Annotated in this window: 25 protein-coding genes; 15 read left to right on the forward strand and 10 right to left on the reverse strand. The window is 38.9% G+C overall.

The window, feature by feature from the left end; translation table 11 throughout:
- Positions 1 to 74 precede the first annotated feature (74 nt).
- The 8 genes from pdxH to napE all read right to left on the reverse strand — a co-directional run bounded on the left by pdxH (position 75) and on the right by napE (position 6,264).
- On the reverse strand, positions 75 to 728 hold the full coding sequence (gene pdxH / locus HRT55_RS08890) for a pyridoxamine 5'-phosphate oxidase (protein ID WP_291620600.1): 654 nt from the start codon (positions 726 to 728) through the stop codon (positions 75 to 77).
- Positions 729 to 860: 132 nt separating this feature from the next.
- Positions 861 to 1,064, reverse strand: coding sequence for a PA3496 family putative envelope integrity protein (locus tag HRT55_RS08895; RefSeq protein WP_291620602.1), 204 nt, complete (start codon positions 1,062 to 1,064; stop codon positions 861 to 863).
- 362 nt (positions 1,065 to 1,426) lie between these two features.
- Positions 1,427 to 2,014, reverse strand: a complete 588-nt coding sequence (locus tag HRT55_RS08900; RefSeq protein WP_291620603.1) for a NapC/NirT family cytochrome c — start codon at positions 2,012 to 2,014, stop codon at positions 1,427 to 1,429.
- A gap of 88 nt (positions 2,015 to 2,102) precedes the next feature.
- The gene (locus HRT55_RS08905) at positions 2,103 to 2,606 is read right to left on the reverse strand and encodes a nitrate reductase cytochrome c-type subunit (protein ID WP_291620605.1); all 504 of its coding nucleotides are present in this window, start codon (positions 2,604 to 2,606) and stop codon (positions 2,103 to 2,105) included.
- Positions 2,607 to 2,615: 9 nt separating this feature from the next.
- Positions 2,616 to 5,114, reverse strand: coding sequence for a nitrate reductase catalytic subunit NapA (gene napA, locus HRT55_RS08910; RefSeq protein WP_291620606.1), 2,499 nt, complete (start codon positions 5,112 to 5,114; stop codon positions 2,616 to 2,618).
- A gap of 87 nt (positions 5,115 to 5,201) precedes the next feature.
- The gene (locus tag HRT55_RS08915) at positions 5,202 to 5,528 is read right to left on the reverse strand and encodes a chaperone NapD (protein WP_291620608.1); all 327 of its coding nucleotides are present in this window, start codon (positions 5,526 to 5,528) and stop codon (positions 5,202 to 5,204) included.
- 18 nt (positions 5,529 to 5,546) lie between these two features.
- Entirely contained in the window at positions 5,547 to 6,074 is a 528-nt protein-coding gene (gene napF, locus HRT55_RS08920; RefSeq protein ID WP_291620610.1) for a ferredoxin-type protein NapF, read from the reverse strand.
- Positions 6,075 to 6,102: 28 nt separating this feature from the next.
- Positions 6,103 to 6,264, reverse strand: a complete 162-nt coding sequence (napE, locus tag HRT55_RS08925) for a periplasmic nitrate reductase, NapE protein (protein ID WP_291620612.1) — start codon at positions 6,262 to 6,264, stop codon at positions 6,103 to 6,105.
- Positions 6,265 to 6,506: 242 nt separating this feature from the next.
- Here napE and HRT55_RS08930 point away from each other — a divergent pair, with 242 nt between their 5' ends.
- Positions 6,507 to 8,717: a GNAT family N-acetyltransferase gene (locus HRT55_RS08930; protein ID WP_291620613.1), complete on the forward strand. Its 2,211-nt coding sequence runs from the start codon at positions 6,507 to 6,509 to the stop codon at positions 8,715 to 8,717.
- Positions 8,718 to 8,722: 5 nt separating this feature from the next.
- Here HRT55_RS08930 and HRT55_RS08935 read toward each other — a convergent pair whose 3' ends face one another.
- Positions 8,723 to 8,941 carry a hypothetical protein gene (locus tag HRT55_RS08935; protein WP_291614013.1) on the reverse strand — a complete coding sequence of 73 codons (219 nt, stop codon included), beginning with the start codon at positions 8,939 to 8,941 and terminating at the stop codon, positions 8,723 to 8,725.
- 13 nt (positions 8,942 to 8,954) lie between these two features.
- Positions 8,955 to 9,137 carry a hypothetical protein gene (locus tag HRT55_RS08940; RefSeq protein ID WP_291620614.1) on the reverse strand — a complete coding sequence of 61 codons (183 nt, stop codon included), beginning with the start codon at positions 9,135 to 9,137 and terminating at the stop codon, positions 8,955 to 8,957.
- Positions 9,138 to 9,470: 333 nt separating this feature from the next.
- On the opposite strand from HRT55_RS08940, the gene HRT55_RS08945 reads away from it, so the two are divergent.
- From HRT55_RS08945 to HRT55_RS09010, 14 genes are all read left to right on the forward strand, one after another.
- The gene (locus HRT55_RS08945) at positions 9,471 to 10,352 is read left to right on the forward strand and encodes an ABC transporter ATP-binding protein (protein ID WP_291620615.1); all 882 of its coding nucleotides are present in this window, start codon (positions 9,471 to 9,473) and stop codon (positions 10,350 to 10,352) included.
- A 33-nt stretch (positions 10,353 to 10,385) separates the two neighbouring features.
- A complete protein-coding gene (locus tag HRT55_RS08950; RefSeq protein WP_291620616.1) occupies positions 10,386 to 11,441 on the forward strand; it encodes an ABC transporter permease in 1,056 nt (351 codons plus the stop codon).
- A gap of 242 nt (positions 11,442 to 11,683) precedes the next feature.
- Positions 11,684 to 12,802 carry a beta-ketoacyl-ACP synthase III gene (locus HRT55_RS08955; RefSeq protein WP_291620617.1) on the forward strand — a complete coding sequence of 373 codons (1,119 nt, stop codon included), beginning with the start codon at positions 11,684 to 11,686 and terminating at the stop codon, positions 12,800 to 12,802.
- A gap of 18 nt (positions 12,803 to 12,820) precedes the next feature.
- Positions 12,821 to 13,471, forward strand: a complete 651-nt coding sequence (locus HRT55_RS08960) for a hypothetical protein (protein ID WP_291620618.1) — start codon at positions 12,821 to 12,823, stop codon at positions 13,469 to 13,471.
- A gap of 67 nt (positions 13,472 to 13,538) precedes the next feature.
- Positions 13,539 to 13,862, forward strand: coding sequence for a cell division protein FtsB (gene ftsB, locus HRT55_RS08965; RefSeq protein ID WP_291614024.1), 324 nt, complete (start codon positions 13,539 to 13,541; stop codon positions 13,860 to 13,862).
- The gene (gene ispD / locus HRT55_RS08970; protein ID WP_291620619.1) at positions 13,862 to 14,575 is read left to right on the forward strand and encodes a 2-C-methyl-D-erythritol 4-phosphate cytidylyltransferase; all 714 of its coding nucleotides are present in this window, start codon (positions 13,862 to 13,864) and stop codon (positions 14,573 to 14,575) included. The genes ftsB and ispD overlap by 1 nt, the downstream gene beginning before the upstream one ends.
- 15 nt (positions 14,576 to 14,590) lie before the next feature.
- Positions 14,591 to 15,103, forward strand: a complete 513-nt coding sequence (ispF, locus tag HRT55_RS08975; protein ID WP_291620620.1) for a 2-C-methyl-D-erythritol 2,4-cyclodiphosphate synthase — start codon at positions 14,591 to 14,593, stop codon at positions 15,101 to 15,103.
- A gap of 50 nt (positions 15,104 to 15,153) precedes the next feature.
- Complete coding sequence (truD, locus tag HRT55_RS08980; RefSeq protein ID WP_291620621.1) at positions 15,154 to 16,269, forward strand: tRNA pseudouridine(13) synthase TruD; 1,116 nt, start codon at positions 15,154 to 15,156, stop codon at positions 16,267 to 16,269.
- A gap of 19 nt (positions 16,270 to 16,288) precedes the next feature.
- Entirely contained in the window at positions 16,289 to 17,044 is a 756-nt protein-coding gene (gene surE / locus HRT55_RS08985) for a 5'/3'-nucleotidase SurE (RefSeq protein ID WP_291621302.1), read from the forward strand.
- Positions 17,045 to 17,063: 19 nt separating this feature from the next.
- Positions 17,064 to 17,714, forward strand: coding sequence for a protein-L-isoaspartate(D-aspartate) O-methyltransferase (locus HRT55_RS08990; protein ID WP_291621304.1), 651 nt, complete (start codon positions 17,064 to 17,066; stop codon positions 17,712 to 17,714).
- On the forward strand, positions 17,714 to 18,292 hold the full coding sequence (locus tag HRT55_RS08995; RefSeq protein WP_291620622.1) for a YqaA family protein: 579 nt from the start codon (positions 17,714 to 17,716) through the stop codon (positions 18,290 to 18,292). The genes HRT55_RS08990 and HRT55_RS08995 overlap by 1 nt, the downstream gene beginning before the upstream one ends.
- Positions 18,293 to 18,377: 85 nt before the next feature.
- Complete coding sequence (locus HRT55_RS09000; RefSeq protein WP_291620623.1) at positions 18,378 to 19,241, forward strand: peptidoglycan DD-metalloendopeptidase family protein; 864 nt, start codon at positions 18,378 to 18,380, stop codon at positions 19,239 to 19,241.
- Between the two features lie 114 nt (positions 19,242 to 19,355).
- Positions 19,356 to 20,246 carry an RNA polymerase sigma factor RpoS gene (rpoS, locus tag HRT55_RS09005; protein WP_291620624.1) on the forward strand — a complete coding sequence of 297 codons (891 nt, stop codon included), beginning with the start codon at positions 19,356 to 19,358 and terminating at the stop codon, positions 20,244 to 20,246.
- A gap of 207 nt (positions 20,247 to 20,453) precedes the next feature.
- A complete protein-coding gene (locus HRT55_RS09010; RefSeq protein ID WP_291620625.1) occupies positions 20,454 to 23,633 on the forward strand; it encodes a ligand-binding sensor domain-containing diguanylate cyclase in 3,180 nt (1,059 codons plus the stop codon).
- Positions 23,634 to 23,973 lie beyond the last annotated feature (340 nt).

Genomic DNA, 23,973 nt, shown 5'->3' on the forward strand with positions numbered 1-23,973 from the left:
CCTTTTTATAAATATTAGCTTCATTATTATAAGGCTTAGAAAATCTAAATAATTCTCTAAGCCTTTGCATTCTATTAAGGGTGTAATTTATGGTGTTGCCAGTTATCACCTTGTTTTTCAAAGCATATCCTGTCATGTAAACGGTTGGCTCGACCTTGCCAAAATTCAATCGCGTGCGGTTTAACGCGCCAGCCGCCCCAAAATTCAGGGTGGGGAACTTCACCTTCGGCGAACTTTTCCTGGTAATGGCTCATTCGATCTTTTAGTTCACTATCATGTTTTAGCTTTTGACTCTGCTTAGACGCCCAAGCGCCAACTTGACTACCTCTGTCTCGGCTATGAAAGTAATCAGCAGACTCTTGCGCGGATATTTTCTCTACCGTGCCTTCAATACGAATTTGACGTTGTAAAACGTTCCAATGAAACAATAAGGCTACCTTATTGTTGTCAACAAGTTCATTACTTTTACGACTGGCGTAGTTGGTGTAAAAAACGAAACCTTCATCATCATAATCTTTAAGCAAAACCATACGAGAGCTAGGTTGCCCATCGGCACTGCAACTACTAACTGACATGGCTTCAGGTAATAATATTCCTGATTTATTGGCATCTGCAAACCATTGCTCAAATAACTGTGCCGGGGTTGTGTTTTCGGAAATTTCAGGAAGGGGTAGGGCGACGCCTTGACCAAAGGTGAATAGACAGCGTAGTTTTTCAAATAACGTCATAATATTTAAAAGTGATTGAGTGTTAAGGTGTGCGGTTATTTTATGCTTAACTGATGTTATTGCAAGGTTATGCCGAGGTTATCTTTGGCTCATAGCAAAGTTATATAAAAATGAACCATCATTAGCGATTGCTTACCAATCTTCACTATCATCCAGTAAATCTTTAAGGCGTTTCTTTTCTCGCAACTCATCAATACGCTTACGCGCTAATAGGTTCTTTTGTGCTTGCGCTTGGGCGTGCTTTTCAGCCAAGGAAATACCGTTAAGGCTATATTTTTCAACGTTTTCATCTGAACTTGCTTCATCGGGGAAGTTATTGTTAATATCGCTTATCATTGGCTTGACCTTATGTTGCTATTGGTAAAACATTTCAATGTATATTGCTTAACATAGGTAAGATAATGGCTATTTTCAATGCCTCGTTACAAAAAAAATCAAAAAATGCACGAATCATTACAGAGCGATTAAGGTAAGCTAAGTAGGTATAAAACTTACATTAATCGCTGACTAGCTCTTTATAACCGGCACAAGTATAGGTTTTCCTAGGTTAGCTATTAGTATCGGTATATTTCACTATGTGATTTTAAAACTTGTTGATGGAGTGCTTACTAAGCAATAAAAAATAACTAATAAAAAGTAGCAGGCAATAAAAAACCAGTGACAAGCACTGGTTTAAATTATCGCTATTTAGCTAAAAATTACCAACCTTCAACACCTTTCATGTCAGGTAATTGGTGAGCAATACCTTTATGACAATCTATACAGGTTTTCTCTCCGCTTGCTAAGGCAGTAGAGTGTTGGTACGCAGCCCGATCACTTTGTTCAGTAAAGTCCATGTAGTCGAAGTTATGACAGTTACGACACTCTAAAGAATCATTGGCTTTAAGCCTACGCCATTCGTTTTCAGCTAAACTTCTACGGTGCACTAAAAACTTCTCGCGAGTATTAACAGTACCAAAAACCCAACCCCATACATCTTTTGATGCGCGAATTTTAGCGGCTATTTTGTTGGACCATTTATGTGGAACATGGCAATCAGGGCAAGTAGCGCGCACGCCTGATCGGTTGCTAAAATGAATAGTAGTTTTCAGCTCTTCATAAGAATTGCTTTCCATTGAATGACAAGAAATACAAAACTCTTCAGTATTAGTAAATTCAAGCGCGGTATTAAAACCACCCCAAAAAATAACACCCGCAACAAAGCCACCGATAACCAAAGCTCCTAAGCTGTAATAACCACTCGGTTTCATGAGCGTTTTCCAGCCAATCATTAATAATTTTTTCATGGCTACTCCTGCTGTTCTTTAGTCTGATTTGATGACATTTTGTGTTTTGCCAAACTAATATGCATTAATAAATATTTCATGGCTACTCCTAGTGTTCTTTAGCGTTAGCTGTTTTTTGTTTCATTAAGCTATGCATATCAGTGAAGGTATTTTCTACTAAAGGCTCTGCATCAAGTTGGGTAACATGACACTGGTTACAAAAGTAACGACGCGGTGATATTTCTGCTAAGAAATTACCATCACGATTCATATAGTGAGTCACACTTACCATAGGAGCTTGTGATTTCTCCGTACGGTGACGTGAATGACACGACATACACTTGTTGTTATATTTGTTGACCTCATAACTACGGGTAGTATGAGGAATTACCGGTGGCTGCATTGGGTAATTACGCCCTTGCTTGATATCTTTATTCACCACTTTAGGGATTCTGTTTGGCTCTTTTTGCACATCGATAGGGGTAGCATCCCTAAGTGTAGCCACAGAGTTAACCGTTTCTTTATCCGCCGCATTGGCGTTTAGCGAGTACATAATTGGTGATACTGCTAGTACCAATAAACTGGCAATGACTGCTAGGTTAAAATTTTTCATTGTAGACTCCTAAACTTTAACAATTTTGATAGCACATTTTTTGAAATCAGTTTGTTTCGATAACGGATCTGTGGCATCTAAAGTGACTTTGTTAACTAAACGGCTGGCATCAAACCAAGGCATATACACTAAACCTATAGGTGGTTTGTTACGGCCTCTCGTTTCTACGCGGGTTTGTACTTCACCACGACGAGAAATAAGCTTAACTAAATCACCACGACGCATGTTGCGAGACTTAGCATCATCAGGATGCATATAAACCAAGGCATCAGGCATAGCTTTATATAACTCAGGAACACGTTGGGTCATTGAACCTGAATGCCAATGTTCTAAAACACGACCGGTTGATAACCATAAGTCATATTCTTCATCGGGTGATTCTGCCGGTGGCTCATAAGGGAGAGCAAAAATTCTTGCACGACCGTCTTTGTGACCATAAAAATCCCAGCCACTACCCGCTTTAACGTAAGGATCAGAACCCTCTTTAAAGCGCCATTTAGTTTCTTTACCGTTAACTACCGGCCAGCGTAAACCACGCTCTTTATGATATCTATCATAAGGTGCTAAATCATGAGCATGACCTCGACCAAAGGTTGCATATTCTTCAAATAAGCCTTTTTGGATATAGAAACCAAAATCACGAGCATCGTCATTTAAGCGATCTTCAGGGACTTCATCAAGGGAGAACTTACCAACAGACGAATCTTTATAGAGTACGTCATATAAAGTTTTACCACGTACTTCTGGTTTTTTAGCAATAAGCTCTTCTGGCCAAACATCTTCAATGGCAAAACGCTTTGAAAATTCAACTAACTGCCATAAATCTGATTTAGCGCCGGTCGGTGCTTCAACCATTTGATACCAAGATTGAGTACGACGCTCAGCATTACCGTAAACACCTTCTTTTTCTACCCACATAGCGGTCGGTAAAATTAAGTCAGCTGCTTGTGCGGTAACCGTTGGGTAGGGGTCTGAAACGACAATAAAGTTTTTAGGGTTACGGTAACCTGGGTAAGCCTCTTCATTAATATTAGCGGCGGCTTGCATATTGTTATTACATTGCACCCAATAGAAATTAAGCTTGCCGTCTTTAAGCATACGGTTTTGTAACACCGCATGGTAACCTGGTTTCGGAGGAATAGTGCCCTCAGGTAAATCCCATATTTTTTCAGCGATGGCTCTATGTTTAGGGTTAGCAACCACCATATCTGCCGGTAACCGGTGTGAGAATGTGCCCACTTCACGAGCAGTACCACAAGCCGAAGGTTGGCCAGTTAATGAAAACGGGCTGTTACCCGGTGTTGAAATTTTTCCGGTTAATAAGTGAATATTATAAACTAAGTTATTAGCCCAAACGCCACGCGTATGTTGGTTAAAACCCATAGTCCAGAAAGAGGTTACTTTTATTTTTGGATCGGCATATAACTCAGCTAAGGCTTCTAATTTATGCTCAGGTACACCTGATAATTTTGAGGTATATTCCACCGTGTAAGTACTAACAAATTTAGCATATTCTTCAAAATCAATAGGTGTAGAACTACCGGCGGTTTTGCCATTGTTCTTAGCTGCTTGCTCTAATGGATGTTCTGGACGTAAACCATAACCAATATCCGTTTCACCTAATCTAAAGTTAGTGTGTTTACTAACAAAATCTTTGTTAACCCTGCCTGTGCTAATAATATAATGGGCAATGTAGTTTAAAATAGCTAAATCAGTTTGAGGCGTGAAAATCATGCCATTATCGGCTAGATCAAAACTTCTATGCTCAAAAGTAGATAATACGGCAACTTTTACATGAGGTGAACTTAAACGGCGATCGGTTAAACGCGTCCATAAAATAGGATGCATTTCGGCCATGTTTGAGCCCCACAAGACAAAGGCATCAGCGGCTTCTAAGTCATCGTAACAACCCATAGGTTCGTCGATGCCAAAGGTACGCATAAAACCACCTACAGCTGAAGCCATACAATGACGAGCGTTAGGGTCTATGTTGTTTGAACGAAAGCCTGCTTTCATTAACTTAACTGCAGCATAACCTTCTTGTACAGTCCATTGACCTGAGCCAAACATACCAACTGCTGTTGGGCCATCCTTTTTTAAGGTCTCTTTGGCTTTTTCAGCCATAACATCAAACGCTTGATCCCAAGAAACTGGCGCAAATTCACCTTCTTTATCGTACTTGCCGTTGGTCATACGAAGTAGTGGCGTTGTTAATCTATCTTTGCCGTACATTATTTTTGAAAGGAAGTAACCTTTAACACAGTTAAGGCCTTTATTTACCGGTGATTTGATATCGCCATGGGTAGCAACAACTTTGCCATCCATCACACCAACATTCACACTACAGCCAGTACCACAAAAACGACAAGGGGCTTTATCCCACTTTAGTTTGGTAATATCAGAGCTGGTAATTAAGTTTGAGGCTATTGCAGGAACAGACACCCCGGCAACAGCTGCGGCTGCAGCAATTGCATTTGCTTTAATAAATTCTCGGCGATTAATTGTCATCGTGTCACCTTCCTTTTGCTTATTTTGATTCGATTTTAAATAAATGGTTATATTTTCTATGATTTTTATAAAACTGATTTGCTGGTATTATTTGATTTGATAGCTAAGTGCGTCTGCTTTATCACTTTCAGCAAGCTTTTTCTCTTGCTCTTCATCTAGGACTTGATGATATACCGGTGATAAATTGATGATGCCAGTATGGACTCTTATAATATCTATTTTTTTGTCAAGATTTTTAAATCCAGTACCTTCAACAGTCAAAACTATTTTACCTTCATCGCTGACTGCATGAATTTCTGCACCTTCAACAGCAGTTATAGCCGCTTTCACCTCATCCACTTGTGCCAATATGCAATAGGCAACAAGACTAGCTACATGATATTCAGAAGGACGATTGTCTTTTTTATCGGTCATAATTACTCGTGATATAGGTTAATTTACTGTTGGATCGAAGTTGAATGCTATTGCGCTTTGTGGACAAACGCTGATACAAGCGCCGCACTGACTACAATCAAGGTCATTTAAACTCGGTTGCGGAATGCTTGAATCTAGGTAGTTAAATTTAATTACGCTGGTTTCACATTCATCACGGCAACTTTGACAATAGATGTTATTTTTAGCTAAACACTTATCACTGATTTCTAATGTGACAGGCCAAGCTTTTTCGCTATTGTTGATTATGTTTTCTTCAGTGAAAGAGCCGGAAAAAAGTGGTTGTTCACAGGTTTCGATACATTTATTACAAAAGGTACACTCACCTAAGCTGAAATCGACCTTTGGAAAGCCATCTTCATCTTTAACAATAATATTGCTTTCACAACTGCTAATGCAGTCTTGGCATTGTGTGCAACCTGAGGTAAAAACAGCCTCGTTAATAACCCAAGGTAAACGCAGTTCTTGTTTAGTTTTAACACGGCCGCGAAAAAAACGTCTTCTTGAGGGATCTGCTAAGCGTTCCACAGTTTTAGCCTTTTCAGTGAACAAGGGGCTAAGCGCTTGGTGGACCAAAAAATATCTGGCTGATCCACACGGAAAAGCCAAAACCGGCAACGATAATTACCGATAAAATTGGCGCTAAAAATACCGCTAAAAAGATAAAGGTATTTCGCTCATGCTTTTTTTGTTGTTCAGGAGATGTTGCTTGATTCATAATGCTCTCGAAAGTTTATGATTAAGGTAAGCTATATTTAGGACTAATTTTAATCCCTTGCTAAGTCGTTTATATTGACCTAGATCAAACTTTGCAAAATAACCATAGTTAATTTGGGGTTTTATCCAGTATAGATGTTAAATAATGTAAATGGCTAGGTTAATTTTTTATTCTTTTGCTTTAACATACTTGATAAACTTAATGTTATTCCCCTTCTGCTTATTTCAGGATGCTAACAACCTATGCATGTTCAATTCTTCACTTCTTGGGTTAAAGCTTATGCTAAGCAAGCCTTGTTAAACAATGAACGTCGCTTGGTTGTTTTATCTGGCAGTGAGTCATGGGCATTGTCCTTGTTAGGCTCTATCGATGTGGTATCTGAGACTTTGCAAAGCAATGTTAATGGTCATTCGACTTGTTTAATATATGGCGATAGTGCCACCTTTCCTGCAAACGTACAGAAAAAGCGCTATCGAGATAAGTTAGGCAGTGAGAGTGATGTCATGATTTTTGTCGACAGCCCATTTACTATTGATGCTTTTGCAGCATTATCAGGAACCCTAAAAGCTGGCGGATTATTATTTATAGTAATACCAGAAATCAATAAAGCGTCTAAAAAAAGTCTGTTTTTTAATCGGTTTTATGCATTGATTCAAGCGATGCCTCGCCATACTATTATCACTGAATCACAAGCTAAGCTTTCATCACCAAGCATATCTATAGTTGAGCAAGAACATAAAAAAGTACAAGGAAGCTATCCATTAGGCTGCATTACTGCCGAGCAGTACCAAGCGGTACAAGCCATTGTTAAGGTTGTTACCGGACATAGGAAAAGACCGCTGGTGTTAACCGCTGATCGCGGTAGAGGTAAATCATCGGCTTTAGCTATTAGCTGTGCTCAGCTATTACAAGCGAATGAAGAAAGTGTATTTCAAATTGTTATTACCGCCCCTGATCTTCAAGCGTTAACGGTTTTTTTTCGGCAATTAAGTAATAGCTTGCCCAATGCTGAGCAGCGAGGCAATACATTTACTTATGGTAAAGCTAGTGTGGAATTTATCGCCATTGATCAACTATTAAAACAGCCAATAAAAGTTAATCTACTCTTGGTTGATGAAGCGGCCGCGATTCCTGTGTATCTGCTTGAGCAATTGCTTAGCCATTATCACCGAATGGTTTTCTCTAGTACTGTTCATGGCTATGAAGGTGCAGGACGTGGTTTTACCATTAAGTTTCAGCAGAGCCTTGCTAGGTTATGTCCTCAATGGTCGAGTTTACATATCAATCAGCCGATCCGTTGGCGGAAAAATGATCCATTGGAACAGTTGGTTTTTGATAGCTGTTTATTAAATGCCGAGTTACCGGTTTTACCTGCTCAGCTACAAATAAATAGTGATGATAGCGCCAATGAAAAGGCTGATTTTATTGCCTCGACTGTATTTAAAGTCATAAGTGCAGCAGAGCTAGTTACTGATGAAGGGTTGTTACAGCAAGTTTTCGCAGTTTTAGTGACGGCACATTATCAAACTAAGCCGAGCGATTTACAGTTGCTGCTAGATAATCCCCAGGTACAACTGGCCTGCCTTTATTCAAAAAGTAATGGTCAAGTTGCAGTGATAGCAGTTGCTTTGTTGATGAATGAAGGAAAGAGCTATGGTGTTGATAAGGCAGATGTAAGGGCGATAAAAAGCTCACAACGTCGTTTACGTAATCACTTTTTACCGCAATCATTATTAAGTCATTGTGGTTTTGAACAAGCCTTTGATTATAACTATTTACGAATTATGCGTATTGCCGTGCATCCACAAATACAGCAGCGAGGTATTGGTTTACATTTTCTAGCACAAATACAGCAGTTAGCGACAGAGCAGGGTGCTGATTTTGTTGGCTCCAGTTTTGGTGTTAATGCGGAGCTGTTATCTTTTTGGTTTAAAGCTGGCTTTACTATGGTGCGTATTGGTTTTACTAAAGATAAGGCCAGTGGTGAACACTCTGCTTTAGTCATTAAAGGCAAAAATAAAAATACTGAGCAAAGACAGCAGCAATTTAAAGACAACTTTTATCGTAGCTTTGATTATTTACTTTTAGAAGAATATAAAACGCTAAGCAGTAAACTTGTGCATTTACTGTTGACACATAATACTAAGGAATCCCTAACTAAGTTGTCGGCTGCTGATATCGAAAGTGTATATGCCTATGCCCAAGGTGAGCGTTTATATAGTAGTTGTGCCTTTAGTCTGTATCAATGGCTCAAACATGACTTGCTAACTCATCATAAACATACTCCTACTGATGTTATTCAGCACTCCTTAGTGCTTATTGCTCGGTTAATACAAAAGCATGATAGTGACACCGTTTGTCAGTTATATGGCTTAACAGGGAAAAAAATGTTGAACCAACACATTAAAGAATATATTGCCTTGCAGCTAGCTGCATACCAGGCAGCTAATTAATGGACTTAAGCTCTTCGGGCATGCCAGTGCCAAAAGCGCTGCATAGCTATATAATCGCAGCGTTTTTCACCACAAAAATTGATATCATCGTGTTGCAGTAGCTTGTTTAAGTAAAAGCAGATGGTTTGTGCTAAACCGCTGCTCGGATTGTTTTTATAAGTGGTTAGCAACATAACTAACCACTTCTCCATATAGGTAAACTCTTTTGATGCGGTTAGACACATAATAATTTTCTCCCTAAAGAACATCACTGTTGGTACTACTTGCCAGTAAGGTATGCCAGATAACTGCCTTTGCATTCGCATTTAAGCATTTACAGTCACCGCAGTGTAGTAAACCTGAGTCGAGTAAATGAGTCAGTAGATTACTTGATATCTCTACTTGTACTTTATCGTAATTATTAACAGCTATAGTGGTCATATCTATCCCCCCATGTTTTTATTAAGCATAAACAAAGAAAACCATTAATGCAAATGATAATTGTTATCATTTAGTGTTGTTTAGTAAAGTTATTGAAAGTAATACAAGTTTCATTAAGTTTGTGATTTTGTTGTGCATAGGGAAAATAAATTAGGGCAAGGCGCTTGATTGAGTAATAGCTGGCTATTGGGATTGAGAGCAACGCTGACATGGCGTATTTTAACCAGCACAAGTGAGCAATAATTTAATGACATTGGTATAAATGTTATTTCATTTTACTAAAAGCTATTAGTAGTACAGTATGGATAAGCATTAATAAGAGGGAACAGATATATGAGTGCAGCAGTTAGCGTGCAGTCACTTTGCAAGCAGTATAAAGATGTTTGCGCCGTTGATAAGGTCAGTTTCGATGTTCAACAGGGACATTGTTTTGGTCTCCTTGGACCGAATGGTGCGGGCAAAACCACTACCATTGAAATTATGGAAGGTATTGTCAGCGCTACTTCAGGGCAAGTGCTCTATCAAGGCCAGCCCGTCGATAAACAGATGTCTCAACAAATAGGAATTCAGTTTCAAAATACCGCCTTACAAGACTTTTTAACCGTGAAAGAAACGCTTAATTTATTTGCTTCCTTTTATCAGCATACTTTAGCGCAAGAGCAATTGATTGAACTGTGTGATTTAAGTGAGTTTATTAACCGTGATAACCGTCTATTGTCGGGAGGGCAAAGGCAGCGATTATTACTGGCTTTAGCTTTGATTAACGACCCGGAAATACTCTTTCTTGATGAGCCGACTACCGGTTTAGATCCCCATGCAAGACGCAATTTTTGGCAATTAATTAAAAATATTAAAGCGCAAAATAAGACCATTATTTTAACGACTCATTATATGGATGAAGCAGAGCAGCTTTGTGACGATATCGTGATTATGGATCAAGGCAAGATTATTGCCGCAGGTACCCCTCATCAATTATTAGCCAAACACTTTGACGATGTTTTTATATATTTGCCTCTGGCACAAGTTTCAAATGAACTGGTAACTGTGCATGGCTGGACTAAATTAGCTGATCGTATTGAGATTGCTAGTAAAAACGTTGAACAAACGCTAACGCTGTTGATGGGACAGGGCGTTTCTCTTGATGGCTTACATGTTAAATCAGCTAATCTTGATGATTTGTTTTTGAAGTTAACAGGTCATTCTCTTCAAGCCTAGTTGCTAAAGTAGCCTTATACCTTAGGATGTTTTATGAATTTCAAACGTTTTTTTGCCGTATTTAAAGCGCGTAATATTGAGTTTTTCCGTGATAAGTCATCTCTTGGCTGGAACTTGTTTTTCCCGGTTTTATTATTAGTTGGTTTTTCATTTATATTTTCAGGTGATGGTCGTCCGGCTTATAAAATAGGTTTGCTTAGCCAACAAGGTCAAAGCGAAAGCTTGGAACAAGCAACATTGGCGCAACTACGCTTTATTGATTTTATTGACTATAACGATGTTGATTTAGCAAAAGCAAAACTTAGTCGCCACAGTCTTGATTTGTTAGTTGATTATAGTACTCAACGTTATTGGGTGAATGAAGAGTCTTCGAAAAGTTATTTAGTCGAAAAAATCTTTCTTGGTGAACAGTTTGGCCAGCAGCTAGGCCAACAACTAGGTAAGCAATCCGCTTTTACTCGCTTAGAAAGTAGTGGTAAGAGTATTCGCTATGTTGATTGGGTGTTACCTGGGATTTTAGGTATGAATATGATGTTCAGCTGCCTGTTTGGTGTTGGCTATGTCATTGTGCGCTACCGAAAAAACTCAGTACTAAAGCGCCTAAAAGCAACGCCGTTATCGGCTTTTGAATTTGTATCGGCGCAATTATTATCACGCTTATTTATCGTGATGTTTATGTCGCTAGTCGTCTACAGTGGCTGCAATGTGTTTTTTGATTTCTTTATGTTGGGCAGTTATTTAGATTTATTCATCATAGGTGTCTTAGGCGCTTTTTGCTTAATTAGTCTAGGCCTGCTGGTGGCTAGTCGTAGTAAAAGTGAAGAGCTTATTGGCGGCTTATTAAATTTAACATCTTGGCCTATGATGATGCTCTCCGGAGTATGGTTCAGCTTAGAAGGGGCGCCTAATGCGCTTAAAATATTTGCTGATTTTATGCCGCTGACTCATTTAGTTGCTGGCGCTAGAGCAGTAATTACTGAAGGGGCATCATTGAGTGATATTAGTTTTCATGTCAATGCATTGCTACTAATGAGTGGTGTATTTTTACTGTTAGGGTCTTATTTGTTTAGTTGGAATACCGAGCGATAAAGAATTGTTGCTCTTAACATAAGCGCAGAGCACCATATTTAGCAATAAAATAAAATTGTAATGATAGTGTTGTGGTGTAGTATTGGTAGTATAAACAAGCAAGTAGAGTTAGATTTCTTATAGCTTTCCTCCATGCACTGAGTTTGTGGTAATCATATGGTCATACCAGTATACTTGTTTTAAAATAGGTAGTTGTAACAACGGCTACCAGTGTTTTATCCCTTTTTATTGAGAGACCTATTATGGCTGTTGTGATTAGCGGAACGGGGTTATACACTCCTTCGCAGAGCATTTCAAATGATGAATTAGTACACTGTTTTAACCAATACGTAGAAAAGTTTAACCTTACCCATAGCCAAGAGATTGAAGAGGGTAAGGTAACGGCGTTATCTCCTTCCGATAGCAGCTTTATTGAAAAAGCTTCGGGCATTAAAAGTCGCTATGTTATGGCGAAAGAAGATATTTTAAATGTTGATGTAATGTCGCCACGCTTTACTGAACGCAGTAATGATGAGCTTTCCATGCAAGCCGAAATGGGCGTAGCTGCAGCTAAAGATGCTATGTTAGCTGCCAATAAAACCCCAGCAGATATTGACCTAATTATTGTTGCTTGTGCTTATACACAGCGCTCTTACCCGGCGATGGCCATTGAAATACAAAATGCCCTTGGTTGTGATGGTTGGGGTTTTGATATGTTAGTGGCATGTTCTGCCGCAACCTTTGGCATTATCAATGCTGCTAATGCCATTCGCAGTGGTACAGCTAAAACAGTGTTGGTGATTAACCCTGAAATATTATCTCCGCAAATTAATTATCGTGACCGAGACAGTCACTTCATCTTTGGCGATGTTGCTACTGCTTCTATTATTGAAGATGAAAGTACCGCCAATGCGGAGCATGTTTTTAAAATAGTGAGTGAAAAACCTATTACCCGTTTTTCCAACAATATTCGCAGTAATATTGGTTATATGAATAACTGTAGTCCAGAGAGTGTTGATGATATAGATAAATACTTTATTCAGCAGGGGCGTAAGGTTTTTAAAGAAGTTTTACCTATGGTATCTCATTTAATTATTACCGAAATGGAAAAGCTTAGCTTGGGTGCTAATGATATTAAACGGCTTTATTTACACCAAGCCAATATCAATATGAATAATTTTATTGCTAAAAAAGTATTAGGTAGGGAGCCGCTTAGCAGTGAAGCACCTATTATTTTAGATGAATACGCCAATACCAGTTCAGCGGGTTGTATCATCACATTGCACAAAAATAAGCAAGGCTTGGTCGCGGGAGATAAGAGTGTCTTATGTTCATTCGGCGCTGGTTATTCTGCATGTTGTTTAATATTGGAATATCTATAAAAAATAGTATCTGCGCTTATGACACAGTCTAGTTTTTGGCAAACACATACTGAGACCGGAGATTTTGCAGAATTATGCAATGGCCTTTATCAGCGAGAAATCAACCTTATTGCTAAGGGCGATTATGCCAGTGTTCAGGCTGTTCAAGCGCGTTTACAAAGTTTACCTTATTACATCACTCGAACAGCTCATGCGATGACAGACGTTATCTCTCAAGGGCTGTCACCCTTGCAATTGGATAGTCAAAACGCCAGTTGGTCGGCAAAACAAAGTACAAAATTACCTTTGTCAGGACAAGAAACCGAGCAAGAGCGTGATAAAGTTTTTGCCTGGTACTTGCAAGAAGGTATTTGTGTAGGCTTAGCTGTGCCAGTGCTGTTGTTTGATCATATTATTATTGATTGTATTGACCGCATTGATGTCGACAGGCAGAGACTACGTACTAATGTTGGTGGCTGGTTTTCACTAGTCGCTACTAATAGTGTCACCCAAGGCAGGGATGTAAATAAACAGCTACTTAAACCCAGTAAAAAAATTATGACCTCAGCTTGCGCAGGTCATTGTTGGCAAAGAAATATCAAGCAACTTCCTATTATTCCAAGTTTGCGAGAATTATTACTATCTTGCTCTATTAACTGGAAAAACTTCAAAAAACCTTTGGCTATTTAACTCTGCCTTTACTTAGGTATAATAACCATACTATTTACTGAATTTTATATCCTCTTCTTAGGTTTTTATGCGCGTATTTACCGCTGTTTTACTGATACTATTAGTGTTACTTCAATACCGACTTTGGTTTGGTAAAAATAGTGTGCCTGACTATATTGCCTTAAAAGAAAATCTAGTACGTCAGTTGGGTGCAAATGAAAAGCTGCAGCAACGCAATAAATTACTTTATGCCGACACTGACGATTTGAAGTTGGGGCTTGAAGCCATAGAAGAACGAGCTCGAAACGAGTTGGGTATGATCAAAGAAAATGAAACATTTTTTCGTCTCATTCCCAAAGAACGTGGTAGACGTAATGTGAGTGATAATATAAACGGCAAGGTGATGCCATAATGGAACAAGCACAAAAAATTATTGTTATTGTCCCAGCTGCCGGTGTTGGCAAAAGAATGCAAGCCAATTGCCCAAAACAATACTTACTTATTAATAATGAAAGCATTCTTAGCCACACTGTGATGAGACTGTTAAGTCACCCGAGGATTGCACAGGTGATTCTTGCCTTAGGTGAGCACGATCAATATTTTAATGAGTCTGAGTTAGCTCACCATAACGATATTATTCGAGTAAAAGGTGGCGCCGAGCGAGTAGATTCTGTGCTCAGTGGTTTACAAGCGGTTGATAGACAAAAATATCCCTGGGTGTTGGTACATGACGCCGCGCGTCCTTGTGTTAGCCATGAAGATATAGATAACTTGATTAATCAATGTTTAAGTAATAATTGTGGTGGAATTTTAGCAACACCTGTTCGAGATACCATGAAACGTGGTGTGAGTAAAATAGGTGCAATGAACACGATTAAAAATACCGTTGATAGAGAACAGTTATGGCATGCGTTAACGCCGCAGTTATATAAAACAGTTGAGCTAACTCATGCCATTGAGCAAGCATTAGTGCAGGGTTTGATCATCACAGATGAAGCTTCAGCAATGGAACATGCTAATCATAAAAGCCTACTTGTTTCTGCCAGTAGTGAAAATATAAAAATAACTCACCCTAATGATTTAGCATTAGCTGAATTTTATTTAAATAAGCAAGCAAATAGCTAGATAAAGGATGACACAATGCGAATAGGTCACGGTTTTGATGTACATAAATTTGGTGGTCAAGGGCCGATAGTGCTTGGTGGGGTCGCAATACCCTTTGACCATGGTTTTATCGCTCACTCTGATGGTGATGTCGCTATTCATGCACTTTGTGATGCTATCCTAGGCGCATTATGCTTGGCGGATATTGGTAATCACTTTCCTGATACTGATGGCCAATATGAAAATATTTCCAGCAGAATCCTATTACGCCATGTGGTCTCGTTAATGACAGAGAAGGGTTTTCAACTAGGTAATGCCGATATTACTATTGTTGCCCAAGCACCTAAAATGGCGCCACATTTGTTAGCCATGCGCACCTGCTTAAGTGAAGACTTACAAACCAGCATTGGACAAGTCAATGTGAAAGCTACCACGACAGAGAAACTGGGCTATACCGGACGAAAAGAAGGTATCTCGGTGCATGCCGTCGTGCTCTTAACTGCTATGGAACACCCATTTCCGCCAATGGAAGAGATTCAAAATACTTAGTTTTTACTCGCTCTATAGAGCTCACCACAGCATTAAAAGAAGATTCATAAATGTTAACAGAAAACGCCTATTTACACGGAAAACCAGAATCAAGTGGTTTATTACGTAGCCAAATAACTGACTTTAAAGTTTTTGAAAAATTACCTTATTTACCCTGCGGTGAAGGAGAACATTTATTTGTTCATATTCGTAAAACAGGTGCTAATACTTTATTTGTTGCCCGTGAACTCGCTAAGTATTTTCAAGTGAAAGAGCAGCTTGTTTCTTATGCTGGTTTAAAAGATCGTTTTGCGGTTACCGAACAATGGTTTGGTGTGCATGTACCAGGTAAGCAAGAATACAATTTAGACGACTTGAGTATTGAAGGCGTAGAGGTGCTGTCTTACCAGCGACACAATAAGAAATTACGTACCGGAGCATTAACGGGTAATCGCTTTGAGCTTATTTTACGTGACGTGACCGCTATCAAAGCGTTCACCGAACGCTGGCAAAAAATTGTTGAACAGGGTGTGCCAAACTATTTTGGCGAACAACGTTTTGGCATTGGTGGCGGTAACATTGAGCGTGCTTTGGGGTTGTTTTCAGGTCAAAAAGTAAAAGATAAGAAAAAACGTGGTATTTATTTATCGGCGGCGCGCTCACATATTTTTAACGCTGTGCTTAATGAACGTATACAGCAGCAATGTTTTGATAAAGTGGCTGTTGGCGATGTATTAATGTTGGCTGGTACCCAGTCGGTATTTCACCTTGATGAAATAGACGACACCATTAAACAGCGTTTTGTTGATAAAGATGTTGATATCACTGCCCCTATGTGGGGAGCTGGGGAGTTGATGACAAGTGATGAACCACTTAACCTTGAGCAAAAAATAGCAGGAGAACATCCGGAGTTTTGCCAAGGATTACCCCGTTTTGGTTTAAAACAAGAACGTCGACGCATTCGCTTAACTATCAGTGAAACTGATCTTGAATTATTATCGACAGGAGAAGGTTCAGCACAAAAAGAGCATAACGTCGTGAAAATTAGTTTCTTTTTACCTGCTGGTTGTTACGCTACCACCATTTTACGTGAGTTATTGACCTACCAAGATATGACCACCCGTATTGATAAAAGAGCAACAAGTGCTAGCCCTACTGCAGCAACGCCAGATACCAATAATGGATAAGAAGCCCTTAACAACTAAAATGAAGATATTACTGAGTAATGATGATGGTGTGCATGCCTTAGGCATCAAAGTACTGTTTGATGAACTGGCTAAGCATTTTATCGTCAACGTGGTAGCACCAGATAGAAACTGTAGCGGTGCCAGTAACTCTTTAACGTTACTGAACCCTTTGCGAGCTGAACACTTAGATAATGGCTTTACTTCAGTAAATGGCACGCCAACAGATTCAGTGCACTTAGGTCTTAGTCAGCTTTACACTGATTGTGACTTGGTTGTTGCTGGGATTAATAAAGGTGCTAACTTAGGTGATGATACCTTGTATTCAGGTACCGTCGCTGCAGCGACTGAAGGGCGTCATATGGGTATGCCAGCTATTGCAGTATCCTTAGCGGGTAAAAGTGAACAACATTACCAAACGGCAGCAATTGTTACTGCAAAAATAATCCAACGTTTACGGACTCATCCATTACCCGCAGATCAAATTTTAAATATTAATGTGCCTGATATGCCTTTAACTGAACTTAAAGGCATAAAAGTAACGCGCTTGGGTCATCGTCACAAAGCTGAAAGTATGCAAAAAATGCAAGATCCATGGCAACGTGACATTTATTGGTATGGTTTATTAGGCCAGGAATTAGACGGTGGCGAGGGCACAGATTTTCATGCTGTCGCCAATGGTTATGCTTCAGTAACACCGTTGACAGTGGATATGACCGCGCACCGAAGTATAGACAATATTAAAAGTTGGCTCAGTGAGCTCAACTTATCAGACTAAATCGAGATGTATTTTTATGATGTCTAGTCGCATAGGCGGAAAATCAAGACGCAGCGGAGAATTGCTGGCGCAAAAGTTACAAAATGAAGGGATCAGTAACACTGCCGTTTTGCAGGCTATTGCTCAATCCCCGCGGCATATTTTTGTGCCTGAGATATTGGCACATAAAGCCTATGACAATACCGCTCTTCCTATTGGCCAAGGGCAAACTATCTCACAACCTTATATAGTTGCCAAGATGTCTGAGTTATTACTGGCAGACGGGAGACCGAAAAATATATTAGAAATAGGCACAGGATCGGGTTATCAAACCTCTATTCTAGCTCAGCTAACGGATAAGGTTTTCTCTGTTGAGCGTATCAAAGCGCTACAGTGGCAAGCAAAGCGTTGCTTGCGGGCGATGGACTTACATAATGTCTCAATGAAACACGGTGATGGCTGGCAAGGCTGGCAGAGTAAGGGACCCTTTGAGGCTATTATCGTTACTGCCGCTCCTGCGAGCGTACCACCCGCATTATTAAGCCAGCTCGCTGATGGCGGCCGTTTAATTATCCCTGTTGGCGAACAAACTCAAATTTTAAAAATAATCACCCGCGATGGTGATACATTCAACGAACAGCAGGTAGAAGCCGTGCGCTTCGTGCCTTTAGTACCCGGAGATTTATTGTAGTGAAAATATTTTCTAGCCTTTATAAGTGGACTTTACGTTGGGCCGAACATCAATTTGCGCCACGATTTTTAGCCGTACTTACTTTTGCTGAGTCCATTTTTTTCCCTATACCACCGGACGTCTTACTCGCGCCTATGGTTTTGGCTAAGCCTCATAAAGCATGGTACTTTGCCAGTTTAACCACAATAGCGTCTATTTTAGGTGGGGCTGTTGGTTATTGGCTGGGGTACTTGATGTTTGAACCTTGGATTCAGCCACTAATAACAGAATTTGGCTACCAAGATCGTTTTAATACTGCAATTAGCTGGTTTAGTGAATGGGGTGTTTGGGTAGTATTTATTGCCGGTTTCTCACCTATTCCTTATAAGCTATTTACGGTCAGTGCTGGCTTTTTGCATATGGCATTCTTGCCGTTTTTTATTGCCTCAGCGATAGGGCGGGGCTTACGTTTTTTCATGGTTGCAGGTCTGATAAAATGGGGCGGTAGTGCCATGGAACAAAAGATTCGTCAGTGGGTTGATGTACTAGGTTGGGGCTTTGTTGGTGCCATTGTTATTGGCTATTTTTCTTTACGTTAAAGTGAATTGTTATTCTTCTTATTTATATAAATAGTCAGGTTGTGTGGGCGGTAAAGCAAAGGGCACTTCCCCGAAGGGAGTCATTGTGATTGCTTTTCGTACCATCAAATACACATTTGCTTACTTTATATTCGCTGTCACACTTTTCTCTTGTAGTAGCAGGAATACTCCTGCTCCGGTATCAAATATTCATAGCACTCGTATCTTAGGTGAACATAACCGAGATTCGATAAAATCTACGCAATACACTGTAAAGAAAGGCGAAACTCTTTATTCTATCGCTTGGCGGGCAAATTCTGATATTAGAAAAATAGCTCAGTTAAATAAAATCTCTCCTCCTTATCGAATTTACCCCGGACAAAAATTATTTTTAGTTGAACAAAGGGCTAAAAAATCAACGAAAGTAAGTAAGGATAAGGTGTCGAATAAAAATTCGACTAAAAGCTCTACAGCTAGCAAGAAAAATAGCAAAAAAAATACACTTGCATCTACGAAAAAGCAGGCGTATGGTGAAAATGTAAGCGCTCAGAAAACATACCAAAACAGCACTTTACCAGCAGGAAAATTTTCACAGAAAATTAGCCGTTGGCAATGGCCCGTTAAAGGCAAAGTTGTTAAGTTGTTTTCAAATAGTGCTCAAGGTAATAAAGGCATTGATATTACTAATCGTCGCGGTACTAAAATTAAAGCTACGGCGAAAGGTAAGGTGGTATATGCAGGTAACGCTCTTCGGGGCTACGGTAAACTCATTATTATAAAACATAACGATGACTACCTTAGTGCATATGCCCACAACGATCGCATCCTAGTTAAAGAAAAGCAGTTCATTAATATAGGGGATGTTATTGCCACCATGGGAGATACTGATGCCAACAAAGTTATGCTTCATTTTGAAATACGCTTTCGAGGAAAATCAGTTAACCCTTTAAAATATTTACCAAAAAGATAATGCTATAAAATAATAGCAGTAAATAAAAACCTTAAGATAAATACTAAAAAACAATCGGAGTTACCGTGAATATTTAAATATTAAAAACAAGCTTTGCAAATTTGGGAGAATAGCATGGTCAAATTACAAGAAGAAAAAAGTACTGTAGAATCAAAGGAAGACGTATCATCTAATTTAGATGCGACGCAGATTTATTTAAGCGAAATTGGTTTTTCACCATTATTAACCGCTGAAGAAGAAGTATATTTCTCACGCCTAGCCCTTAAAGGGGACGAGCCTTCACGCAAACGTATGATAGAAAGTAATCTACGTTTAGTTGTCAAAATTGCCAGACGTTATAATAATCGGGGACTGCCCTTATTAGACTTAATTGAAGAAGGTAATTTGGGCTTAATTAGAGCGGTTGAAAAATTTGACCCCGAAAGAGGCTTTCGCTTCTCTACCTATGCCACATGGTGGATACGGCAGACCATTGAACGGGCAATCATGAACCAAACCCGTACTATTCGATTACCCATACATGTTGTTAAAGAACTTAATATTTATTTACGTGCATCACGTGAATTAGTTCAAAAACTTGATCATGAACCTACCGCAGAAGATATAGCCTCTCACCTTGATAAACCTGTAGCTGACGTCAATAAAATGTTGCGTTTAAATGAGCGTATTGCTTCAGTCGATACGCCTTTTGCCGGAGATTCAGATAAAGCACTACTTGATGTTATTGCGGATGAAAAAAGCGCCGGTCCTGAAAGTGACTTACAATCTGAAGATATGAGCAATAACATAGTTCATTGGCTAAATGAGCTTAATACTAAGCAAAGGGAAGTCTTAGCAAGACGTTTCGGTTTACTTGGCTATGAAGCGGCAACCTTAGAAGATGTAGGTTGTGAAATTGGTTTAACTCGGGAACGTGTTCGCCAAATTCAAGTGGAAGCATTAAAACGCTTACGTGATATTTTATCGCAGCAAAACTTATCAATTGAGGCTATTTTTCAGGCCTAATTAAAATTATGGTTGGGGTAAGTTGTTGATATAGCAACTAGACTAGACATAAAAGTAGAACGTTTAAGGCAGCAATATTTTTTGCTGCTTTTTTGTTGCTAATAAAACACATTGATTAACTTGATCACCTAGGCTTATTGCAATAATTCAGCTCTTATACTTTACTTAATTGACCTAGTACAAAAAGTGGTCAGTTAGAGGTGTAAATTGAGCCTTAAGTTAGTCAAACCTTTCCTTACTCACTCAATACTATTGCTACTTTTAGTGTTGCAAGGTGTTAATGCTAACTTAGCACCTAGTAACCATTTCCCCCCGGCTTATCATCTGCAAAACCCTTTGGGCGCTTTACAAATTGAAAGTTTAACTATTTTTACCATGTTTCAAGATCATCAGGGCTTTATTTGGTTGGGTACTTCCGGAGGGGTATTGCGCTATGACGGCTATGAGTTTAAAAGTATCAGCAAAGACTTCGAGCAGCTAGAAGTCTGGTCTATTATTCAAGACAATAATAAGGATCTGTGGTTTGGTACCCGTAATAAAGGTCTGGTGAAACTGACGAGCAGTAATCAAAAAATCACCTTGTTTCAGCATGATAAAAATAATTCGTATAGCCTGAGCCATAATAATATTCGCAAACTGTTACTTTCTAAACAAGGTGATTTATATATTGCTACCTCTGGTGGCGGTTTAAATAAATATAATACCGATAGCAATAACTTTCAGAGAATCCCATTAATTAATCCGCAAAATACTGCAACGCTATATTTACGCGACTTGGTGGAAAGTAATACCGGTGATCTATGGATAGCCACTAGGGATTACGGTGTCATCCAATTAAATAAACGAACAAGTAAACTAACGTATTATCAAACGAGTGCAAAAGATAACAACACGCTCTCGAGTAATACTATTAAATCGTTGTCATTTGATGACAGCAACCATAAGTTATGGGTTGGTACTTGGGGAGGTGGTTTGAATATGCTTGATATTAATACTGGCAAGGTAAGACGATTTTACTTAGGTAGCGGAGATAAAAAAAATGTTGGGCCACAAACCATTGTTACTATGATGAGGGATAGGAAAAATATGTTGTGGTTAGGTACACTTAATGGTGTTGCTTACTTTGATTTAACCACAGAACAATTTCATTACTTAAAGGACGAGTATCCAGAATTATCAACCTTAGGTCATGCGGCTTATTATGCTTTAATGTGCGATGAGCATGGTAGTATTTGGCTAGGCAGTTGGCGTGGCAAGTTACATTCTCTTGTTTTAGATGATCATAATTTTCATTTGGAAAGTTTAACTCAATATTTTCCAGGTAGCATTCATGAAAAGTCGATATCATCTATTCTTACTGACAATAATGGTGATGTATGGCTGGGCACTGAAACAAGCGGTGTTCTTCACCTCAGTGCTAATCTGCAGCTAATTAAACACTTTAAACATCAAAAATCTGATGCAAACTCATTATCCGATAATGCCATAACCACTATTAAGCAGCAAAGCAATGGTGATATCTGGGTAGGCACAAGTAATGGTGGCCTGAATAAATATCAAAAAGAATCTGATGACTTCATTACTTTTACTTTGCTTAATAAAGATGGTGGACGTGGCTCAAGCGATTATATTAGTGAAATTTTTGAGTATAATAACAAGCTATTTATTGGCTCTGCTAGTGGTTTATATGAATTCAATTCACAGACAAATGAAATAAAACATATAGATCTAGTAGGGAAGGAAAAAATTTACCCTAGTAATGGCTCAGTAAATGCTATGTTTCTAGATAGCCGTTTCAAATTGTGGTTAGTGACGACAGAAGGCGTATATTTAAAAAAAACTGATATGCCTGTTGAACTTGTCTTTAGTTTTAATGAGCAACTGCCAGCGAGCAGTGTTCGTTTCTCAACTGTGGCAAAAATAGCCGAAGATGATCAGCACAATATTTGGTTAGCCACCAATACTGGGCTATGGAAAATAGAAGAAATTACCAAGAATATTAATGGCAATACAGTTTTAGTTCTACAGCAGCATTTATCCACTATATTATCAGGGATGCAAAAAGATAACGCTGGTATGCTTTGGTTAGCAAGTAATAATAATTTATATCGTTTTTCACCGTTAACTTATCAATTTGACACTTTTAGCATATTAGATGGCATAAAGGGCGGTTTTAATAATGCTGCTCATGGTCTAGCGATAAATAATCAGTTATATTTTGGCTCTGATTATGGGCTGTTGTCGTTTTCCCCTAGGCATATAGTGACCAAAGAACACAAAATTAAAGTTACCATTGATGACCTGCTGCTAGCAAATAAGTCAGTACAAGTTAATGAAAAAAATGGGATTCTGACTAAGCCTATTTATCAAACTCAACATTTAACCCTTCCTGATAATGAAAATATTATTTCATTTGATATATCAGCATTAGACTTTAGGCAGCCAAACAAGGTTATTTATCAGCATAGGTTACTGGGTTTTGATGAAGCCTGGATTAAAAATAGCGCTAAAAATAGGAGGGTAACCTATACCAACTTAAACCCCGGACAGTACACCCTATCTATTCGAGGGGCATATACCTTTAACCCTATCTGGGGAGAAAAAACCGATTTATCTATCACAATATTGCCACCACTTTGGTGGACATGGTGGGCGAAATTAATTTATGTACTGGTAGCGCTATTACTGCTTAAAGTCAGCTACCAGGTACATAAACACAGAATTCTTTTTATCGCTTATGAGCAAGCAGCCTTAACCGATTCATTGACGGGTTTGAAAAATAGACGCTTTTTAGAAAGCACCATTGATCAAGATATTTCCCAATCGATGCGCTTGAAAAAAGATAATACCCTCAATGCCGACGTGACCTTTTTTTTCGCCGACATTGATTTTTTTAAAGAGGTAAATGATAAATATGGCCATGAATCAGGTGATATGGTTTTGAAGCAATTCTCGGCTTTACTACAAGATGTCTTTCGTTCATCAGATCATATTATTCGTTGGGGAGGAGAAGAGTTCTTAATAGTTTCACGTTTTACGCAAGCTGATAAAGCTCAAGAGATGGCTGAGCGTTTACGAACTAAAGTAGGAAATAAATCATTTGAAATATCCAGTGGTGAAAAAATAACTAAAACAGTTTCTATTGGCTATACCACTATTCCCTTTGATCGCGCTGCTACTTGTCGCTTAAGTTGTTCACAACTCATTGAAGTCGCTGATAAAGCGCTTTATCACGTTAAAGATAACGGCCGAGATGGTTGGGCGGGTATTTCAGCAGGGGAACATTTTGACTTAAGCAAATTTGAACGTATTGGTGACTTTAATTTAGCTGACAAAGTAAGCAGTGGCGAAATAATATTGGTAAGTAAATTACCTCATCGCAGTTAAATTATCATGTTCATATCAATTTCTGTTTAGTTAACAAGGAAAACATCGGTTGCTTGCTAAGTTATCAATGTGAAATTTAATCATCAAAACTCAATCAAAATGGCTGCAACTACCGAGTAATAAAAAACCTATAGCAGGATAACTTTACTGCCTAGGTTAAATTATCAGCAAAAGCTACGCAAAAAGTCCATTAATAGGCTAAATTGTAATGAAAAATCCTGAATCCCCGTAGAATAAAAAGGTCATTTTATGGTACTATCGCGCCAGAAAATTTTAACTTAGAGCCAGTGGGTATTTTTCTTTAGTGGCAACGCTAAAATTAATTCTTCACTGAAATACA

Origin of the sequence: Colwellia sp. (assembly GCF_013214175.1) — a bacterium.
Taxonomy (GTDB): domain Bacteria; phylum Pseudomonadota; class Gammaproteobacteria; order Enterobacterales; family Alteromonadaceae; genus Colwellia.

Bases quoted from the DNA above. Each gene is read 5' to 3' on its own strand.
- pdxH (WP_291620600.1), bottom strand. From the start codon at position 728: ATGACGTTATTTGAAAAACTACGCTGTCTATTCACCTTTGGTCAAGGC.
- HRT55_RS08895 (WP_291620602.1), bottom strand. From the start codon at position 1,064: ATGATAAGCGATATTAACAATAACTTCCCCGATGAAGCAAGTTCAGAT.
- HRT55_RS08900 (WP_291620603.1), bottom strand. From the start codon at position 2,014: ATGAAAAAATTATTAATGATTGGCTGGAAAACGCTCATGAAACCGAGT.
- HRT55_RS08905 (WP_291620605.1), bottom strand. From the start codon at position 2,606: ATGAAAAATTTTAACCTAGCAGTCATTGCCAGTTTATTGGTACTAGCA.
- napA (WP_291620606.1), bottom strand. From the start codon at position 5,114: ATGACAATTAATCGCCGAGAATTTATTAAAGCAAATGCAATTGCTGCA.
- HRT55_RS08915 (WP_291620608.1), bottom strand. From the start codon at position 5,528: ATGACCGATAAAAAAGACAATCGTCCTTCTGAATATCATGTAGCTAGT.
- napE (WP_291620612.1), bottom strand. From the start codon at position 6,264: ATGAATCAAGCAACATCTCCTGAACAACAAAAAAAGCATGAGCGAAAT.
- HRT55_RS08930 (WP_291620613.1), top strand. From the start codon at position 6,507: ATGCATGTTCAATTCTTCACTTCTTGGGTTAAAGCTTATGCTAAGCAA.
- HRT55_RS08935 (WP_291614013.1), bottom strand. From the start codon at position 8,941: ATGTGTCTAACCGCATCAAAAGAGTTTACCTATATGGAGAAGTGGTTA.
- HRT55_RS08940 (WP_291620614.1), bottom strand. From the start codon at position 9,137: ATGACCACTATAGCTGTTAATAATTACGATAAAGTACAAGTAGAGATA.
- HRT55_RS08945 (WP_291620615.1), top strand. From the start codon at position 9,471: ATGAGTGCAGCAGTTAGCGTGCAGTCACTTTGCAAGCAGTATAAAGAT.
- HRT55_RS08950 (WP_291620616.1), top strand. From the start codon at position 10,386: ATGAATTTCAAACGTTTTTTTGCCGTATTTAAAGCGCGTAATATTGAG.
- HRT55_RS08955 (WP_291620617.1), top strand. From the start codon at position 11,684: ATGGCTGTTGTGATTAGCGGAACGGGGTTATACACTCCTTCGCAGAGC.
- HRT55_RS08960 (WP_291620618.1), top strand. From the start codon at position 12,821: ATGACACAGTCTAGTTTTTGGCAAACACATACTGAGACCGGAGATTTT.
- ftsB (WP_291614024.1), top strand. From the start codon at position 13,539: ATGCGCGTATTTACCGCTGTTTTACTGATACTATTAGTGTTACTTCAA.
- ispD (WP_291620619.1), top strand. From the start codon at position 13,862: ATGGAACAAGCACAAAAAATTATTGTTATTGTCCCAGCTGCCGGTGTT.
- ispF (WP_291620620.1), top strand. From the start codon at position 14,591: ATGCGAATAGGTCACGGTTTTGATGTACATAAATTTGGTGGTCAAGGG.
- truD (WP_291620621.1), top strand. From the start codon at position 15,154: ATGTTAACAGAAAACGCCTATTTACACGGAAAACCAGAATCAAGTGGT.
- surE (WP_291621302.1), top strand. From the start codon at position 16,289: ATGAAGATATTACTGAGTAATGATGATGGTGTGCATGCCTTAGGCATC.
- HRT55_RS08990 (WP_291621304.1), top strand. From the start codon at position 17,064: ATGTCTAGTCGCATAGGCGGAAAATCAAGACGCAGCGGAGAATTGCTG.
- rpoS (WP_291620624.1), top strand. From the start codon at position 19,356: ATGGTCAAATTACAAGAAGAAAAAAGTACTGTAGAATCAAAGGAAGAC.